The following is a 16,691-nucleotide window of genomic DNA, read 5'->3' on the forward strand; positions in this document are numbered from 1 at the left end:
GCATGAGCGACAGCATCACCACGCGCGGGCCGGCCTTCGCCCGGCCGGGACGGCGGAGCTTTTCCTTCGGGATCGGCGCGACGGGGCTGCGGCAGATCGGCCTCATCGCCGTCCTGCTCGGCCTGTGGGAGCTCGCCTCCTACACTCTCTTCAATCCGTTCTGGAGCAGCCGGCCGAGCCTGATCGCGGCGCGGCTGTGGGAGCTCGCTCTCAACGGCGAATTGTGGCTGCACACCAGCACCACGTTGCAGGAGGCGGGCGCCGGGCTCGTGCTCGCGGCGGTGATCGGCATCCCGCTCGGCATCGTGCTGGCCCGCGCGCCGGAAGTCGCCCGCACCCTCGACCCTGTCATCATGGGGCTCTACGGCCTGCCGCGCGTGGCGCTGGCGCCGCTGTTTATCCTGTGGTTCGGCATCGGCCTGTTTTCCAAGATCATGATGGCCTTCACCATGGTGGTGTTCATCTTCCTGATGAACGTCATGGAGGGCATCCGCACCATCGATCCCGACCATCTGGACCTCATGCGGTCCATGCGTGCCGGGCGCTTCTATCTGGTGCGCCGGGTGCTGCTGCCGGCGGTGACGCCGTGGATCCTCGCCTCGTTCCGCATCGGCATCGGCCTCGCCCTCATCGGCGCGGTGGTGGGCGAGCTGATCGGCGCGAACCGGGGCCTCGGCTGGTACGTGGAAAGCCGCGGCGGCCAGCTCGACACAACAGGCGTCTTCACCGGCCTCATCGTGCTGATGGTGCTGGCCATGCTGGCCAACCAGCTTGTCGGCTTCGTCGAGCGGAGGATGATCACATGGCGCTAAACGACTTGGCGCTGACTGACCTGGCGCTGACCGCCGAAACGCCGAGGCCCCGCGCCGCGCTGAAAGACCTCTGCATCTCCTTCCCCCGGCCGGACCTACCGCCGCTGGAGGTGGTCTCGGGCATCTCGCTGGATGTGGCGGAGGGTGAGTTCGTCGCCGTGGTGGGGCCGTCGGGCTCGGGCAAGTCCACCATCCTGCGCGCCATCAGCGGGCTGCTGAAGCCGTCCGGCGGGCGGGTCGAGGTGGACGGGGTGGCGGTCACGTCGCCGCCGCCCAAGGTGGGCTTCATGTTCCAGAAGGACGCGCTGCTGCCGTGGCGGACGGTGGCCGAGAACATCCGCGTCGGCGCCGAGCTGGGCGGCACGCCCTCCGGCGAGCAGGCGGCGCAGGTGGCGCGGCTCATCAAGCTGCTGCGGCTCGACGGCTTCGAGACTGCATGGCCGAAGCAGCTTTCGGGCGGCATGCGCCAGCGCGTGTCGCTGGGGCGCCTCCTGGCCTATCGCCCCTCCCTCATGCTGATGGACGAGCCCTTCGGCGCGCTCGACTACCAGACCAAGATCGCCATGGGCCTCGAACTCTTGAGGGTGTGGGAGGCGGAGCGCCGCTCCATCATCTTCGTCACCCACGATATCGAGGAGGCGGTGGCGCTGGCCGACCGCGTGGTGGTGTTCAGCGCCCGCCCGGCCCGCATTCTCGCCGAGTACCGGGTCGAGTTGCTCCGACCCCGACACATGCGGGCCATGCGCAGCGATCCGGCCTTCACCGAACTGACCGAGGCGATCTGGTCGGATCTGGCGCTGCCGGACTGAATGTCATGAAACGTCTTTTGGTCGCCATCACCGGCGCGTCGGGCGCCATCTACGGCATCCGCGCGCTCCAGCTGCTGCGGGAGCGGGGCGGGGTCGAGACTCATCTCGTGCTCTCCGCCTCGGGAGCGCGCACCATCATCGCCGAGACCGACTTCACGCCGGATGCGGTGCGCGCCCTCGCCCACCACGTCCACAATCCGAAGGACATCGGCGCCTGCGTGTCCTCGGGCTCGTTCGTCACCGAGGGGATGCTGGTCGCGCCCTGCTCCATCAAGACGCTGAGCGGCATCGCCCATTGCTACAATGACGAGCTGGTGGTGCGCGCCGCCGACGTGTGCCTGAAGGAGCGGCGCCGCGTGGTGCTGCTGCTGCGGGAAACCCCGCTCCACGCCGGCCATGTGGAGCTGATGGCGCAGGCCACCCGCAACGGCGCCATCCTCATGCCCCCCGTGCCGGCCTTCTACCACCGGCCCACGTCCATCCTCGACATCGTGGACCAGACCATCGCCCGCGCCCTCGATCTGTTCGGCCTCGATTTGCCGACGACGAAGCGCTGGAACGGAAAGGGCGTGGATTGAGCGGGGGCGCTCAGCCGAGCGCCGTCACCGCCTCCACATTACGCCGGTGGACCGCCTCGTAGGGCTCGAAGTACGAAATCGCGCCCGTGGCAAAGGCCTCTGCCGCGAACGCGCGCAGGTCAAGCCCCGCCAGCACTGGCTCGTCCTTCAGCCTGAGCAGCTTTTCCACATAGAGCCGCGTCGCGTCGATGAGCGCCGGCCCGTAGCCGCCCGCGGCGATCACTTCGGGTGCGCCGTGGCAGGGCAGGATGCGCGTCGCGCCCAGCGCCGCGAGGCGCTCAAGGCCAATCAGGTGCGCGGCGAGGCGGTCGGGCTCGTCCACATAGGTGATGGGGTCTTCCAGCGTGTCGCCGGCGAGGAGGATGCCGCCGGGCAGCAGCGCGACGGTGCCGTCGCGGCTGTGGATGTCCACATGGACCAGCTCGACGGGCAAAGCGCCGACCGTCAGCGACAGGCGGTCCTCGAACAGAAGGTTGGGCAGGATGAGCGGATTGATGGGCGGGTCCGCCGCCTCCAGCCGGGCGCGGTTGGCGCGGAGCAGGGCATCGGTCTCGCGATTGGCGATGATCTCGCAATCGGCGAACACTTCGTTGCCGGCCACGTGGTCGTCGTGCCAGTGGCTGAGCACCACGCGGATGCGCCGCGCGCCCCGCTCTTCCAGCATCGCGCGGATAAGGCGGGCGTGGGCGAGGGTGATGTGGGTGTCGTAGACGAGGGCGTCGTCCCCATCGATCACCGCATAGGAGGCAATGCCGAGGGCGAAGGCGCCATCATCCAGCCAGTTCTCCTGCGACCCATGCAACCGCACGCCGGGGATGCGCCCGTCATAGAAGGCGAGCACGCCGGGCGCGGGCTCCAGCACCTTGAGGGTGGAGCCCGGCGCGATGGCCTGCGCCCCGTTCACTCCGCCGCTTCGAGAGTGTGCCCCAGCCGGTGGGAGAGCGTGTGCAGCAGCTCCTTCGCCGCGTCGGCGATGACGGTGCCGGGCGGGAAGATGGCTTCGGCGCCGAAGGCCTTCAGGGCTTCATAGTCCTGCGGGGGCACGACGCCGCCCACCACCACCATGATGTCGCCGCGCCCTTCCGCCTCCAGCGCCGCCTTCAGCGCCGGCACGAGGGTGAGGTGGCCGGCGGCCAGCGAGGAGATGCCGACGACATGCACGTCGTTCTCCACCGCCTGCCGGGCGGCTTCCTCGGGGGTGGCGAAGAGGGGGCCGATGTCCACGTCGAAGCCGAGGTCGGCGAAGGCGGAGGCGATGACCTTCTGGCCGCGGTCGTGGCCGTCCTGGCCCACCTTGGCGACGAGGATGCGCGGGCGGCGGCCTTCGGCGGTCTCGAAGGCTTCCACCAGCTTCTGCACCTTGCCCACCTTGTCCGTCATGGCGGAAGCCTCGCGCTTGTAGACGCCGGAGATGGCGCGGATCTCCGCGCGGTGGCGGCCGAACACTTTCTCCAGCGCGTCGGAAATCTCGCCCACAGTGGCCTTGGCCCGCGCCGCCTCGATGGCGAGTGCCAAAAGGTTGCCGTTGCCGGCGGCGCCGTTGGTGAGGGCTTCGAGCTTGGAAGCCACCTCGGCCGGGTTCCGCTCGGCCTTGAGGCGGTTCAGCTTGTCGATCTGCGCGGCGCGCACGGTGGCGTTCTCCACCTTCAGCACGTCGATGAGGCGGTCCTTGAGCGGCTTGAACTTGTTGACGCCCACCACGGTCTGCGCCCCGCCGTCGATGCGGGCCTGGGTGGTGGCGGCGGCCTCCTCGATGCGCAGCTTGGGGATGCCGGCCTCGATGGCCTTGGCCATGCCGCCCAGCGCCTCGACTTCCTGGATGTGCGCCCACGCCTTGGCGGCGAGATCGGCGGTGAGCTTTTCCACGAAATAGGAGCCGCCCCACAAATCGATCTGGCGGGTGGTGCCGCTCTCCTGCTGGAGCAGGATCTGGGTATTGCGGGCGATGCGGGCGCTGAAGTCGGTGGGCAGCGCCAGCGCCTCGTCAAGCGCATTGGTGTGCAGAGACTGGGTCTGGCCCTGGGTGGCCGCCATGGCCTCGATGGCCGTGCGCATGACGTTGTTGAACACGTCCTGCGCGGTGAGCGACCAGCCGGAGGTCTGGGAATGGGTGCGGAGCGGCAGGGACTTGGGGTTCTTGGCCCCGAGGTCGGTCATCAGGCGCGTCCACAGGAGGCGGGCGGCGCGCAGCTTCGCCACCTCCATGTAGAAGTTCATGCCGATGGCCCAGAAGAAGGAGAGGCGCGGCGCGAACACGTCGATGGGCAGGCCGGCGGCGGCACCGGCGCGGCCGTATTCCACGCCGTCCGCCAGCGTGTAGGCCAGCTCCAGGTCCTGCGTCGCGCCGGCTTCCTGCATGTGGTAGCCGGAAATGGAGATGGAGTTGAAGCGCGGCATCTCCTTCGAGGTGAAGGCGAAGATGTCCGAGATGATGCGCATGGAGGGTGCGGGCGGATAGATATAGGTGTTCCGCACCATGAATTCTTTGAGAATGTCGTTCTGGATGGTGCCCGAAAGCTTGGAGGCCGCCACCCCCTGTTCTTCCGCCGCCACCACATAGAGCGCGAGGATCGGCAGCACCGCGCCGTTCATGGTCATGGACACGCTCATCTGGTCCAGCGGGATGCCGGAGAACAGGGTGCGCATGTCGTAGATGCTGTCGATGGCGACGCCCGCCATGCCCACGTCGCCGGCGACGCGGGGGTGGTCCGAGTCATAGCCGCGATGGGTGGCGAGGTCGAAGGCCACAGAGAGGCCCTTCTGGCCGGCGGCGAGGTTGCGCCGGTAGAAGGCGTTGGAATCCTCCGCCGTGGAGAATCCCGCATATTGGCGGATGGTCCAGGGCTGGGTGGCGTACATGGGCGCATACGGCCCGCGCAGGAAGGGCGCGATGCCGGGGTAGGTGTCGATGTAGCCGAGCCCCTCGATGTCCGCCGGGCCGTAGAGCGGCTTCACCGGAATGCCCTCGGGCGTCGTCCACGCCTCGGCGGCGGCGGAGGGGACAGCGGGGGCGGCGGCGCGCCAGTCGATCTCGGCGAAATTGGGGATCCGGCTCATGGCATCCATCCTAGCTCAAATGGACTCGGGTCGCGACGGCGCAGGCCTGAGCGGCGACCGGGTCCGGGATTTCATCTCGTCCAGAATGTCCTGCATCTCGCACAGCGCCAGATGCAGCCGGATGCGCGGCAGGCGCGACACCACATCCGCAAGCGAGGTGTTGGCGGCGAAGGCGGAGAGCAGGATCTCCAGCTCCTCCGCGCTGCTGCCGCGCACCATGGCCCAGAACAGATAGGCGCGCGGGTGACGCACCGGCCCGCGCCAGCGCGGCGAGGTGCGGATCGTTCCGCGGTCGTCCTGCATCTGATCCACATCGGCCCAGATGGCGTCGCACCTTTGCGCCAGCTCGGCATCGGTGAGCCGGGCCAGATCGAATCTGAGATTCAAGGCCAGTGTCATTGCGTCCCTGCCCTGAGGGGATGAATGCCAGTGGAGTCATTCTAGGCCGGCCGCAACCTGTGCGCGAGTCAGCGTTTCCAGCGCGTCGCAGCCGGCGAAGATGAAGTCGGTGACGCCCGCGGGCGCAAGCGTCGCCTGAAGCTCGGCGGCGGGCTTGCCGGCGAGCCAGACGGCGGTGGCGCCGGCCGCCTTCAGCGCCTCGGCCGCCGCCACGCCCTCGGCGCCGTAGACCTCATCGGAGGAGACGAGGCAGGCAAAGGGCGTGCCCGACGCCTTGAAGGCGGCGACCAGCGCGTCGCGGTCGGCGAAGCCGTCCGGCACCGAGGCGGCAATGCCGCCGGCCTCGAAGAAGTTCTTGGCGAAGGTGGCGCGGGCGGTGAAGGCGGCCACCGGGCCGAGGGCGGCGAGGAAGACGACCGGCGCCCTGGGCGCGGCCTCGGCGGTGTCGCGCAGGGCCTCGAAGGCCTCGGCGATGCGGGTGGGGGCAAGCGCCCCGTCCGCCACCGGAGCGGTGGGGGGCAGCGGCGCCAGCACCTCCGGCACCTCCTGCACCAGAATGGGGAATTCCGATGTGCCGGTGATGGGGGCCTTGCGGGTGGCGACGTCGGCGTCGCGCTTGGCCTTCACCTCGGCGATCTCGGCCTTGAACCAGCGGTCCTCCAGCACGTCGGCCATGCCGCCGCGCTTCTCGATGGTGCGGAACAGGTCCCACGCCTTGGCGGCGAGGCCGTCCGTGTGCGCCTCCATGGCGCCGGCACCGGCGGCGGGATCGGCGACGCGGTGGACGTTGCTCTCCTCCAGCAGCATCACCTGCGTGTTGCGGGCGAGGCGGCGGGCGAAGGCATCCGGCAGGCCCAGCGCCTGGGTGAAGGGCAGCACCGTCACGCTGTCCGCCCCGCCGACGCCGGCGGCGAAGGCGGCGACCGTGTTGCGCAGCAGGTTCACATAAGGATCACGGCGGGTGAGGGAGCGCCACGCGGTGGTGCCGTGCAGCTTCAGCGGCTTCTCCGGCAGGCCGCATTCGCGCAGCACGGCGGCCCACAGCAGGCGGAGCGCGCGGAACTTGGCGATGGTGGCGGTCTGGTTCACGTCGGCCACCAAAGCTGCCTCGATGCGGCCAGAGGCCTCTTCCAGCGCGATGCCGGCCTCGGCATAGGCCTTGAGGTACGCGACCATGGTGGCGAGCACCGCCGCCAGTTCCTGCGCATCCGAGGCGCCGGCCGCGTGATAGACGCCGCCGTCCGCCCGGGCGAAGGGGCCGGCAAAGCCGCGGGCTTTGAGGATGGCCGAGGTCTCGGCGAAGCGCTTGGCCAAGAGCGGCCACGCCATGGGCAGGGTGCCGTGGGCGGCGAAATCGCTTAAGGGATCGAGGCCGAAGGAGACGGAGACGCCCTCCGGCTTGAAGCCGCGCGCCTCCACGAGATCGGCGAAGGCGAGGGCATCCTCGCGGCCCTGGAAGGCGCCGCTCTCGATGCGCACGTCGATGAGGTCGAGCAGCACGTCCTTCAGGACGAGCGAGAGGTCGGCGCCCTCCGGCAGGCCGAAGCCGTGGGCTGAGGGGGACGCAGAGAAGACGAGGGACAGGCCGGAGGCGCCGCCATCGAGGTCTTCCAGCGCCTGCGCATTGGCCTCGGCCGCATCCGGCTGGTCCACCCGCATGGAGATGACCCAGGGCGCGCCAGCCGGCCGGCCGGCGACGATGGGCGCATCGGCCTTGCGCTCCGGCAGGGCATCGAGCGCCAGCCCCTCATAGGTGCGCGTCACCAGCCGCTTGTCATAGGGCGCGCCCTTCAGCACGCCTTCCACCAGCTTCAGCCAGTCCGCGCGGGTGACGGGAGCGATGTCGGTTGCGAAGGGGAGGGCGGTGGCGTCGGTCATGTCAGGACCTCGGGAGGGAAGGGGTCGGTCGCATCCCGGCCGACTGGAGCGGAGCAAAGCGGAGCGGAAGGAGAGCCGGGATCCAGCGCGAGACTGCGCCGAAGGCGGCCTGCCCCTTGCCGCGCGGGGGAATGGACCGCTGCGCGGGAGCTGTGCGCTGGGCCCCGGATCAGCACTCCGGCTGCGCCGTCGCTTGTCCGGGGCACGGGAGTTTCCATCACCGCCGCTCCCGCGCGGCGAGCGCGCGCTCGGCGTCCACGATGTAGTCGCGGATCACCGGCACGTCGTCGCGCTTCTCGGAGAGGAGGAGCTGGAACACCATGTTGGAGCCGTGCAGGAAGCCCAGCTCCACGGCGGCGAGGTAGAATTCCCACATGCGGCCGAAGCGCTCGCCCATCATGGCATCGGCTTCCGCGCGACGGGCCATGAAGTTCCGGCGCCAGGCGCGGATGGTCCAGTAATAGTGCAGCCGCAGCACCTCGCAGTCGTCCACCCACAGGTGGGTGCGCTCGGTGGAGGCGAACACCTCGGAGAGCGCCGGCACATAGCCGCCGGGGAAGATGTACTTGCGGATGAAGGGCGCCGTGGTGCCGGGGGGCGACATGCGGCCGATGGCGTGGATGAGCGCGAAGCCGCCCGTGTCCAGCAGGTTGCGGATGGTGGTGAAATATTCGTCGAAATGGGCGACGCCCACATGCTCCATCATGCCGATGGAGACCACGCGGTCGAACTTGCCGGTGAGGTTGCGGTAATCCACCTCGCGGAAGTCGATGCGGTCGATGACGCCCGCCGCCTGCGCGAGGCGCCGGCTCTCGGCCAGCTGCTCGGGCGAGACGTTGATGGCGGTGACCTGCGCGCCGCACTCCTTCGCCATGTAGATGGCGAGACCGCCCCAGCCGGAGCCGATCTCCGCCACCCGCATGCCGGGGGAGATGTTCAGCTTCGCCGCGATATGGCGGAACTTGTTGCGCTGGGCATCGGCCAGCGGCTCGTCGGGATGGGTGAAGTAGGCGCAGGAATACGCCATCGTCTCGTCCAGCCACAGCCGGTAGAAGTCCGCCGGGTGGTCGTAGTGGGAGGAGACGTTCTCCTTGGCCTTGGAAACGGGGTTCGCCTGCTGGAACCGCCGCACCGAGCGCCACGCCTTGCGCAGCGCCTGCTGCACCGGGTGGGAGCCGAGGCCCTTGCGGTTCACCGAGAACAGGTTGAGCAGCTCGAACGCGCCGGCCCCGTCCTCGAAGGAGAGGCGGCCGTCCATATAGGCCTCCGCCGCCACCAGCTCCGGATTGAAGAACAGGTCGCGCTCCAGCTTCTTGTCGTGCATCCGCACCGTGACGGACGGGCCGTCCTTGCCCGAGCCGAACACGTGGCGCTTGCCATCGGCCGTGATGACCGTGAGCTGGCCTTTTTCCACGAAGCGGCTGAGGAGGTGGGAGAGGAGGCGCATTCAGAGATCTTTCCGGGCGATCGCCACAATGAAGGAACCGTCATGGCCGGGCTTGTCCCGGCCATCCACGTGGATGGTCCGGGAGCATACCCGAGCACAGTGCGCCAGCGACGCGACGTGGATGCCCGGGACAAGCCCGGGCATGACGATCCCCTGACGCAGGCCGAAAATAGCCTGACGCCAGCCCGGCATCACGCGAATTCCAGGATCACCGCATCCACCGCGAGGCTGTCGCCCGCCTTGGCGTGGACGGCCTTGATCATGCCGTCGCGCTCGGCGCGCAGCACGTTCTCCATCTTCATGGCCTCGACGATGGCGAGGATCTCGCCGTTCTTCACCTCCTGGCCGGGCACCACGGCGACGGAGACCACGAGGCCGGGCATGGGGCAGAGCAGTTCCTTGCCGCCGCCGGCATTCTCCTTCTTCGGCATCAGCGCCGCCAGCGAGGCGGACAGCTCGGTATAGACCTGCGCCTTGGTGGAGATGCCGCGATGGGCGAGCACGTAGCCGTTGGGGATGGGGCGCACCTGCACCGCCACCTGATCGGCATCGATGGTGCCGGTCCACACCACGTCGCCGGGCTTCCAGGTGGAGCGCAGCAGGTGGATGTGGCCGGGGGTGCCGTCCGCCTCGAAGATCTGCACCTTGAAGCCGCCGTCCACCGCCTCGACCTCGCACGGGGTGGAGATCGTCGCCTCGCCGGCCGAGAGGTTGACGATGCGGCGCTTGGCGAAGCGCCACGTCACGCCGGAGGTCTGGCCGGAGATCTGGCGCTTGCGGGTGTTCTGGATGTGGTCGATCACCGCCGCCACGGCCGAAAGCGTGTGCGTCAGCTCGCCTTCCGGGGCGCGGGCGACGAAGCCCTCGGGATATTCCTCGGCGATGAAGCCGGTGGAGAGGTTGCCCGACTGCCAGCGCGGATGGGACATCAGCGCCGAGAGGAACGGGATGTTGTGGCCGATGCCGTCGATGGCGAAGGCATCCAGCGCATCCGCCTGCGCCTCGATGGCGATGGCGCGGGTGGGGGCGTGGGTGACGAGCTTCGCGATCATGGGATCGTAGAAGATGGAAATCTCCCCGCCCTCATAGACGCCCGTGTCGTTGCGCACGGTGATGGGGCCATCCTTGCCTTCCGCCGGGGGCCGGTAGCGCACGAGGCGGCCGGTGGAGGGCAGGAAGTTGCGGTAGGGGTCTTCCGCATAGATGCGGCTTTCCACCGCCCAGCCGGTGAGCTTCACGTCGTCCTGAGTGATAGTCAGCGGCTCGCCGGCGGCGACGCGGATCATCTGCTCCACAAGGTCGATGCCGGTGATGAGCTCGGTGACGGGATGTTCCACCTGCAGGCGGGTGTTCATCTCCAGGAAGAAGAAGCTCTTGTCCTGCCCGGCGACGAACTCCACCGTGCCGGCGCTGTCGTAGCCCACCGCCTTGGCGAGGGCGACGGCCTGCTCGCCCATCTTCTTGCGGGTGGCTTCATCGAGCAGCGGGGAGGGGGCTTCCTCGACCACCTTCTGGTTGCGGCGCTGGATGGAGCACTCGCGCTCGCCGAGATAGATGACGTTGCCGTGCTTGTCGCCCAGCACCTGGATCTCGATGTGGCGCGGATCGACGATGAACTTCTCCACGAACACGCGGTCGTCGCCGAAGGAGGACTTCGCCTCCGAGCGGGCGCGGTCGAAGCCGTCCTGCACCTCGTCGCGGGAATAGGCGATGCGCATGCCCTTGCCGCCGCCGCCGGCGGAGGCCTTGATCATCACGGGATAGCCGATCTCGTCGGCGATCTTGGCCGCTTCCTCGCCAGTCGCGATCTCGCCGAGATAGCCGGGCACGGTGGAGACCCTGGCCGCGGCGGCCGCCTTCTTGGACTCGATCTTGTCGCCCATGGCCTCGATGGCATGGGGGTTCGGGCCGATGAAGACGATGCCGTGCTCGGCCAGCAGCTTGGGGAAGGAGGCGCGCTCGGAGAGGAAGCCGTAGCCGGGATGCACCGCCTCGGCCCCGGTCTTCTTGCACGCCTCCACGATCTTCTCGGCGATGAGATAGGACTGGGCGGCCTGCGGCGGGCCGATATGCACCGCCTCGTCCGCCATCTCCACATGGAGGGCGTCCTTGTCGGCGTCGGAATAGACGGCGACGGTCTTGATGCCCATCTTGCGCGCCGTCTTGATGACGCGGCAGGCGATCTCACCCCGGTTCGCGATCAGGATCTTCGAGAACATGGCGTTCGTTCCTTTGCGCCAGCGGCGCTGAATTCTTTGCGGTCCTCTCCGGGTTTCCCCTCTCCCCAACGAAGTCGGCTTTTGCCGTCTTCGTCATTTCTGACCGATCTCGGCGGCTGCCGTGATCGGGCGGGAGAGGGTGCCGGAGCGCAGCGGAGGCGGGTGAGGGGGCTGCCCGGCGCCTGGCGCAGCGGCGCGATACCCCTCACCCCGGCCCTCTCCCGCAAGGGGAGAGGGAGATCACCGAAATCCCGGCCTCACACCGGCATGTTGTCGTGCTTGCGCGGGGGCTGCTCCAGCTTCTTGGTGCGGAGCATGGCGAGCGCGCGGGCGAGGCGGCGGCGGGTGGAGCGGGGCGTGATGACCTCGTCGATGAAGCCCCGCTCGGCGGCGACGAAGGGCGAGAGGAAGCGCTCTTCGTAATTCTTGGTCTGGGCGGCGATCTTGTCCGGGTCGCCCATGTCCTGGCGGAAGATGATCTCCACCGCGCCCTTGGCGCCCATCACCGCGATCTGCGCCGTGGGCCAGGCATAGTTCACGTCGGCGCCCACGTGCTTGGAGGCCATGACGTCATAGGCGCCGCCGAAGGCCTTGCGGGTGATGACGGTGACGAGCGGCACGGTCGCCTGCGAATAGGCGAACAGCAGCTTGGCGCCGTGCTTGATGAGGCCGCCATATTCCTGCGCGGTGCCGGGCAGGAAGCCGGGCACGTCCACGAAGGTGACGATCGGGATCTCGAAGGCGTCGCAGAAGCGCACGAAGCGGGCCGCCTTGCGGGAGGCGTCCGAGTCGAGCACGCCGGCGAGCACCATGGGCTGGTTGGCGACGAAGCCCACCGTGCGCCCCTCGATGCGGCCGAAGCCGGTGAGGATGTTCTTGGCGTAGGCCGCCTGGATCTCGAAGAAGTCGCCCTCGTCCACGACCTTCAGGATCAGCTCCTTCATGTCGTAGGGCTTGTTCGGATTGTCCGGCACCAGCGTGTCGAGGCTGGCGTCGGTGCGGCCCGGATCGTCGAAGGAGGGCCACTCGGGCACGCCGTCGATATTGTTGGCGGGCAGGAAGTCGATGAGGCGCCGGGTCTCCAGCAGCATCTCCACGTCGTTCTCGAACGAGCCGTCGGCCACCGAGGACTTGGAGGTGTGCACCTTGGCGCCGCCCAGCTCCTCGGCGGTGACGGTCTCGTTGGTCACCGTCTTCACCACGTCGGGGCCGGTGACGAACATGTAGGAGGTGTCGCGCACCATGAAGATGAAATCGGTCATGGCGGGGGAGTAGACGTCGCCGCCGGCGCAGGGGCCCATGATGAGCGAGATCTGCGGGATGACGCCCGAGGAAATCACATTGCGCTTGAAGACCTCGCCGTAGCCGCCGAGCGCCGCCACGCCTTCCTGGATGCGGGCGCCGCCGGCATCGAACAGGCCGATGATGGGGGCGCGGGTCTTCAGCGCCATGTCCTGGATCTTGGTGATCTTGCGCGCATGCTCCTCGGAGAGGGAGCCGCCGAACACCGTGAAGTCCTTGGCGAAAATGAAGACCTTGCGGCCGTTGACGGTGCCCCAGCCGGTGACGACGCCGTCGCCGGGGACCTTCTGGTCCTCCATGCCGAAGTCGACGCAGCGGTGCTGCACGAAGGTGTCGTATTCCTCGAACGTGCCGCGATCGAGCAGCAGGCTGATGCGCTCGCGGGCGGTGAGCTTGCCGCGGGCATGCTGCGCCTCGATGCGCTTGATGCCACCGCCGAGGCGGGCGACACCCCGCCGGCTCTCGAGCTCCTCAAGGATGTCCTTCATGCCGAGCGCCTTTCAATGAGGCCAGAGGTAAATTTGAGACTAGCGGGTTCCCGCGCGCTCGCCAGAGCTTTCGCGCCGGCTTTCCCGCAAGGCCCGCAGGCGTTTCCCGCAAGTGCGTCGCAACTCGGCTAACAGGAGTTGCGATGCATTGGAATATGTGAAAAATTGACATTGCGAATTGTAAATCATTCACATTCCGGAACTCGAAGCTCTGGCGGTACAGGACGTTAGGTCAGTCGCGGCCGACTACCGCTGAGAGGTGCGGGAGGGGACATGCGCCAGAAGGTGTTTGCCGGCCACGCGGTGCGCCGGCTGCGCGAGAAGCTGGGGCTGAAGCAGGGCGAGCTGGCCCAGCGCCTCGCCGTCTCGCCCTCCTATATCAACCAGATCGAGAGCAACCAGCGTCCGCTGACGGCCTCGGTGCTGATCGCCATCTCGCGCACCTTCGCGGTGGACATCACCTCCTTCGGCGCGGAAGACCTCGACCGGCTGGTCGCCGACCTGCGCGAGACGGCGGCTGACCCCCTGTTCAAGGATCTCGACCTCGGCCTTCAGGACATGAAGGCGGTGGCGAACCTGTCGCCCGCCTTCGCTCACGCCTTTCTGCGGATGCACGTCGCGCTGCGCCGCACGGCGGAGTGGCGCGCCTCCCTCGACGATATGATCACGGCCGGCGTCACGCCGGGCGCGGACGAGTCCAAGCTGATCCCCTATGAGGAGGTCCGCGACTTCTTCCATTACATTGACAATTACGTGGATGGCCTTGATCGCGCGGCAGAAAATGCTGCAACGTCACTCGGCATCATGGAAGGGGGCGAACCCGGCGCGGCCATCGCCGCCCATCTCGCCCGCCGCCATCAGGTGCAGGTGGAGATCGGCCCGGCCGACCCCGACGCGCCCCTCTCCCGCTACGATCCGCGGGCGCGGCGGCTGGTGCTCTCCGGCGTGCTGCCGGCGGCGACGCGAGCCTTCCGCATGGCCGTCACCATGGCCCAGCTGGAGCATGGGGCGCTGGTGGAGCACACGGTGTCGTCCGGCGCCTTCCGCAGCCAGACGGCGGGGGAGATCTGCCGGCTGGCGCTGCAGAACTATTTCGCAGGTGCGTTGATACTTCCTTATCGCCGCTTCCTCGAACTCGCCCGCCGCCTGCGGCACGACCTCGACCGCATGGCGCTGGAGACCGGGGCGAGCCTGGAGCAGGTGTGTCACCGCCTCTCCACCCTCCAGCGGCCGGGGGCGAAGGGCGTGCCCTTCTATTTCGCCAAGGTCGACCGGGCCGGCAACATCACCAAGCGGCATTCGGCGACGCGCTTCCAGTTCGCCCGCCATGGCGGGGCTTGCGCGGCGTGGAACGTGCACGAGGCGTTCGAGGTGGCGGGCCGCACTTTGGTGCAGGTAGGCGAAATGCCGGACGGCGCCCGCTACATCTGCCTCGCCCGCGCGGTGTCGAGCCCGGCGCTGCGCCATGGCCAGCCGGCGCGGGCCTATGCCTTCGGCCTCGGCTGCGAGGTCTCTTTCGCCCACGATATCGTCTACGCCGACGGGCTGGACCTGAAGGCGGCGCCGGTGGCGAAGCTCGGCGTCTCCTGCCGCATCTGCCCCCGCCGCGACTGCGATCTCAGGGCCTTTCCGCCCCTCGACCGCGACATCCGCATCGACGAGAACGTGCGCGATATCGTCCCGTTCACCATCTCCTGACGCAATTCGGCCGCGCCTGCGCTTGCGAAACGCCTTGCCTGCGCACACGAAACGCCATGAGCGCGGGTTTAAAGTATCCTCATCGGCTCAATGCGAGTCGCATGGGAGTGGTCCATGAGGGTGCTGAAGCTGACCGGCTGGGTAGCCGGGTTGGCCATGGCGGGGATCGTTTCGGCGCAGGCCGCGCCGGCCTTCTCCACGGCAAACGTCAACATCCGGACGGGGCCGGATACCGAATTCCCCAGCCTCGGCGTCATCCCCGATGGCTCGCCCATCGAGGTGGAAGGCTGCCTCCAGGACGAGTCCTGGTGCGACGTGATCTGGCAGGATTTCCGTGGCTGGGTGTACAGCGAGTACATCGGCTACGAGCAGCAGGGCCGCACCGCCGTGCTGCCCGACTGGGGCGTGGCCGCCATCGGCGTGCCGGTGGTGGCTTTCGCCGCCTCCCAGTACTGGAACACCTATTACGTCAACCGCCCCATCTATGTGAACCAGCCCTGGTATGCGGATCGCTACCGCTGGGAGGTCTATAACCCGCGGCCGCGTCCCGGCTGGGGCCCGCCGCCTCCCGGCCCGCGTCCGCCCGGCTGGTGGCGCACCGGCTACGTGCCGCCTCCCGGCATGCGGCCGCCGCCGGATGCCCCGCGCCCGCCGCCCAATTGGGGCCAGCCCGGCTACCCCGGCAGCCCCGGCTATCCTCCCGGACGTCCCGGCGGTCCTGGCGGTCCCGGTTATCCGGGTGGTCCCGGTGGACCGGGTGGCCCCGGCTATCCCGGTGGTCCCGGTCAGCCCGGCGGTCCTGGCGGTCCCGGTCATCCTGGTGGTCCCGGCTATCCCGGTGGTCCTGGCGGTCCCGGTCATCCTGGTGGTCCCGGTGGACCGGGTGGCCCCGGCTATCCCGGCGGCCCCGGTCAGCCCGGCGGTCCTGGCGGTCCCGGCTATCCCGGTGGCCCCGGTGGACCGGGTGGCCCTGGCTATCCCGGTGGTCCCGGTCAGCCCGGAGGTCCGGGCGGTCCTGGCAATCCGGGAGCTCCCGGCCAGCCCGGCGGTCCGGGACAGGTGCAGCCCGGTCAGCCCGGCGGTCGCCCGGGTCAGCCCGGCGTGCCTCCGGGACAGGTCCAGCCCGGCCAGCCCGGTCAGCCCGGCGGTCGTCCGGGTCAGCCCGGTGTGCCTCCGGGGCAGGTGCAGCCCGGCCAGCCTGGTCAGCCCGGCGGTCGCCCGGGTCAGCCCGGCGTGCCTCCGGGACAGGTCCAGCCCGGCCAGCCCGGTCAGCCCGGCGGTCGCCCGGGTCAGCCCGGTGTGCCTCCGGGACAGGTGCAGCCCGGCCAGCCCGGTCAGCCCGGCGGTCGACCGGGTCAGCCCGGCGTGCCTCCGGGACAGGTGCAGCCCGGCCAGCCTGGTCAGCCCGGCGGTCGTCCGGGTCAGCCCGGTGTGCCTCCGGGGCAGGTCCAGCCGGGGCAACCCGGCCAGCCGGGTGCGCGTCCGGGGCAGCCGTCGCCGGCCGAGCGCCAGCAGCAGCTGCGCCAGCAACAGCAGGAACTGAACCAGCAGCGCCAGCAGCAGCAACAGCAGTTGAAGCAGCAACAGCAGGAGCAGATCCAGCAGCGTCAGCAGCAGATGCAGCAGCGTCAGCAGGAACAGATCCAGCAGCGCCAGCAGCAGCAACAGCGCCAGCAGGAACAGGTCCAGCAACGCCAGCAGCAGCAACAGCAGATGCAGCAGCGCCAGCAGGAGCAGATCCAGCAGCGCCAGCAGCAGATGCAGCAGCAGCGTCAGCAACAGCAGCAGCAGATTCAGCAGATGAATCAGCAGCGTCAGCAGGAGATGCAGCAGCAGCGTCAGCAGTACCAGCAGCAGCGCCAGCAGCTGATCCAGCAGCAGCAACAGCAGCGCCCGCCGCAGCAGCAGGCGCAACCCCCGCAGCAGCGGCCGCAGCCGCAGCAGGGCGGGGGCGGCGGCAACCGGTGCCAGGGCCCGGACTGCCCGCAACCGCGCTGAACGCAA

The 16,691-nt window shown here is 68.9% G+C and carries 12 protein-coding genes; 5 read left to right on the forward strand and 7 right to left on the reverse strand.

Annotated features, from left to right (window positions below):
• The first annotated feature begins 2 nt into the window (after nt 1–2).
• The 3 genes from V5F74_RS12240 to V5F74_RS12250 are packed head-to-tail and all read left to right on the forward strand — an operon-like array spanning nt 3 to nt 2,199.
• Complete coding sequence (locus V5F74_RS12240) at nt 3–812, forward strand: ABC transporter permease (RefSeq protein WP_394008321.1); 810 nt, start codon at nt 3–5, stop codon at nt 810–812.
• Nucleotides 803–1,621: an ABC transporter ATP-binding protein gene (locus V5F74_RS12245; RefSeq protein WP_394008323.1), complete on the forward strand. Its 819-nt coding sequence runs from the start codon at nt 803–805 to the stop codon at nt 1,619–1,621. Before V5F74_RS12240 ends, V5F74_RS12245 begins: the two co-directional genes overlap by 10 nt.
• Before the next feature lie 5 nt (nt 1,622–1,626).
• A complete protein-coding gene (locus tag V5F74_RS12250; protein WP_394008325.1) occupies nt 1,627–2,199 on the forward strand; it encodes a UbiX family flavin prenyltransferase in 573 nt (190 codons plus the stop codon).
• 10 nt (nt 2,200–2,209) lie between these two features.
• Here the strand turns inward: V5F74_RS12250 and V5F74_RS12255 are convergent, their stop codons facing one another.
• The 7 genes from V5F74_RS12255 to V5F74_RS12285 form a co-directional block, all read right to left on the reverse strand.
• Nucleotides 2,210–3,103: an MBL fold metallo-hydrolase gene (locus V5F74_RS12255; protein ID WP_394008327.1), complete on the reverse strand. Its 894-nt coding sequence runs from the start codon at nt 3,101–3,103 to the stop codon at nt 2,210–2,212.
• A complete protein-coding gene (scpA, locus tag V5F74_RS12260) occupies nt 3,100–5,256 on the reverse strand; it encodes a methylmalonyl-CoA mutase (RefSeq protein ID WP_029558978.1) in 2,157 nt (718 codons plus the stop codon). The genes V5F74_RS12255 and scpA overlap by 4 nt, the downstream gene beginning before the upstream one ends.
• Before the next feature lie 15 nt (nt 5,257–5,271).
• Nucleotides 5,272–5,655: a hypothetical protein gene (locus V5F74_RS12265; protein ID WP_029558977.1), complete on the reverse strand. Its 384-nt coding sequence runs from the start codon at nt 5,653–5,655 to the stop codon at nt 5,272–5,274.
• A 36-nt stretch (nt 5,656–5,691) separates the two neighbouring features.
• Nucleotides 5,692–7,533 (reverse strand): methylmalonyl-CoA mutase subunit beta, encoded by a 1,842-nt coding sequence (locus tag V5F74_RS12270; RefSeq protein WP_394008330.1) that lies wholly within the window; start codon nt 7,531–7,533, stop codon nt 5,692–5,694.
• A 217-nt stretch (nt 7,534–7,750) separates the two neighbouring features.
• On the reverse strand, nt 7,751–8,980 hold the full coding sequence (locus V5F74_RS12275) for a class I SAM-dependent methyltransferase (protein WP_394008332.1): 1,230 nt from the start codon (nt 8,978–8,980) through the stop codon (nt 7,751–7,753).
• A gap of 191 nt (nt 8,981–9,171) precedes the next feature.
• Nucleotides 9,172–11,199 (reverse strand): acetyl-CoA carboxylase biotin carboxylase subunit, encoded by a 2,028-nt coding sequence (locus tag V5F74_RS12280; protein WP_250168111.1) that lies wholly within the window; start codon nt 11,197–11,199, stop codon nt 9,172–9,174.
• A gap of 257 nt (nt 11,200–11,456) precedes the next feature.
• Nucleotides 11,457–12,989: an acyl-CoA carboxylase subunit beta gene (locus V5F74_RS12285; protein ID WP_029558972.1), complete on the reverse strand. Its 1,533-nt coding sequence runs from the start codon at nt 12,987–12,989 to the stop codon at nt 11,457–11,459.
• A gap of 273 nt (nt 12,990–13,262) precedes the next feature.
• Between V5F74_RS12285 and V5F74_RS12290 the strand changes: the two genes are divergently transcribed.
• Together V5F74_RS12290 and V5F74_RS12295 are read left to right on the forward strand one after the other, a co-directional pair.
• A complete protein-coding gene (locus V5F74_RS12290; RefSeq protein WP_029558971.1) occupies nt 13,263–14,687 on the forward strand; it encodes a helix-turn-helix domain-containing protein in 1,425 nt (474 codons plus the stop codon).
• A gap of 156 nt (nt 14,688–14,843) precedes the next feature.
• Nucleotides 14,844–16,685 (forward strand): SH3 domain-containing protein, encoded by a 1,842-nt coding sequence (locus tag V5F74_RS12295; protein ID WP_394008902.1) that lies wholly within the window; start codon nt 14,844–14,846, stop codon nt 16,683–16,685.
• Nucleotides 16,686–16,691 lie beyond the last annotated feature (6 nt).

Origin of the sequence: Xanthobacter aminoxidans (assembly GCF_043193615.1) — a bacterium.
Taxonomy (GTDB): Bacteria; Pseudomonadota; Alphaproteobacteria; order Rhizobiales; family Xanthobacteraceae; genus Xanthobacter; species Xanthobacter aminoxidans.

Excerpts from the sequence above, each read along its gene's own strand:
- V5F74_RS12240 (WP_394008321.1), top strand. The coding sequence starts at position 3 with ATGAGCGACAGCATCACCACGCGCGGGCCGGCCTTCGCCCGGCCGGGA.
- V5F74_RS12245 (WP_394008323.1), top strand. The coding sequence starts at position 803 with ATGGCGCTAAACGACTTGGCGCTGACTGACCTGGCGCTGACCGCCGAA.
- V5F74_RS12250 (WP_394008325.1), top strand. The coding sequence starts at position 1,627 with ATGAAACGTCTTTTGGTCGCCATCACCGGCGCGTCGGGCGCCATCTAC.
- scpA (WP_029558978.1), bottom strand. The coding sequence starts at position 5,256 with ATGAGCCGGATCCCCAATTTCGCCGAGATCGACTGGCGCGCCGCCGCC.
- V5F74_RS12265 (WP_029558977.1), bottom strand. The coding sequence starts at position 5,655 with ATGACACTGGCCTTGAATCTCAGATTCGATCTGGCCCGGCTCACCGAT.
- V5F74_RS12270 (WP_394008330.1), bottom strand. The coding sequence starts at position 7,533 with ATGACCGACGCCACCGCCCTCCCCTTCGCAACCGACATCGCTCCCGTC.
- V5F74_RS12275 (WP_394008332.1), bottom strand. The coding sequence starts at position 8,980 with ATGCGCCTCCTCTCCCACCTCCTCAGCCGCTTCGTGGAAAAAGGCCAG.
- V5F74_RS12280 (WP_250168111.1), bottom strand. The coding sequence starts at position 11,199 with ATGTTCTCGAAGATCCTGATCGCGAACCGGGGTGAGATCGCCTGCCGC.
- V5F74_RS12285 (WP_029558972.1), bottom strand. The coding sequence starts at position 12,989 with ATGAAGGACATCCTTGAGGAGCTCGAGAGCCGGCGGGGTGTCGCCCGC.
- V5F74_RS12290 (WP_029558971.1), top strand. The coding sequence starts at position 13,263 with ATGCGCCAGAAGGTGTTTGCCGGCCACGCGGTGCGCCGGCTGCGCGAG.
- V5F74_RS12295 (WP_394008902.1), top strand. The coding sequence starts at position 14,844 with ATGGCGGGGATCGTTTCGGCGCAGGCCGCGCCGGCCTTCTCCACGGCA.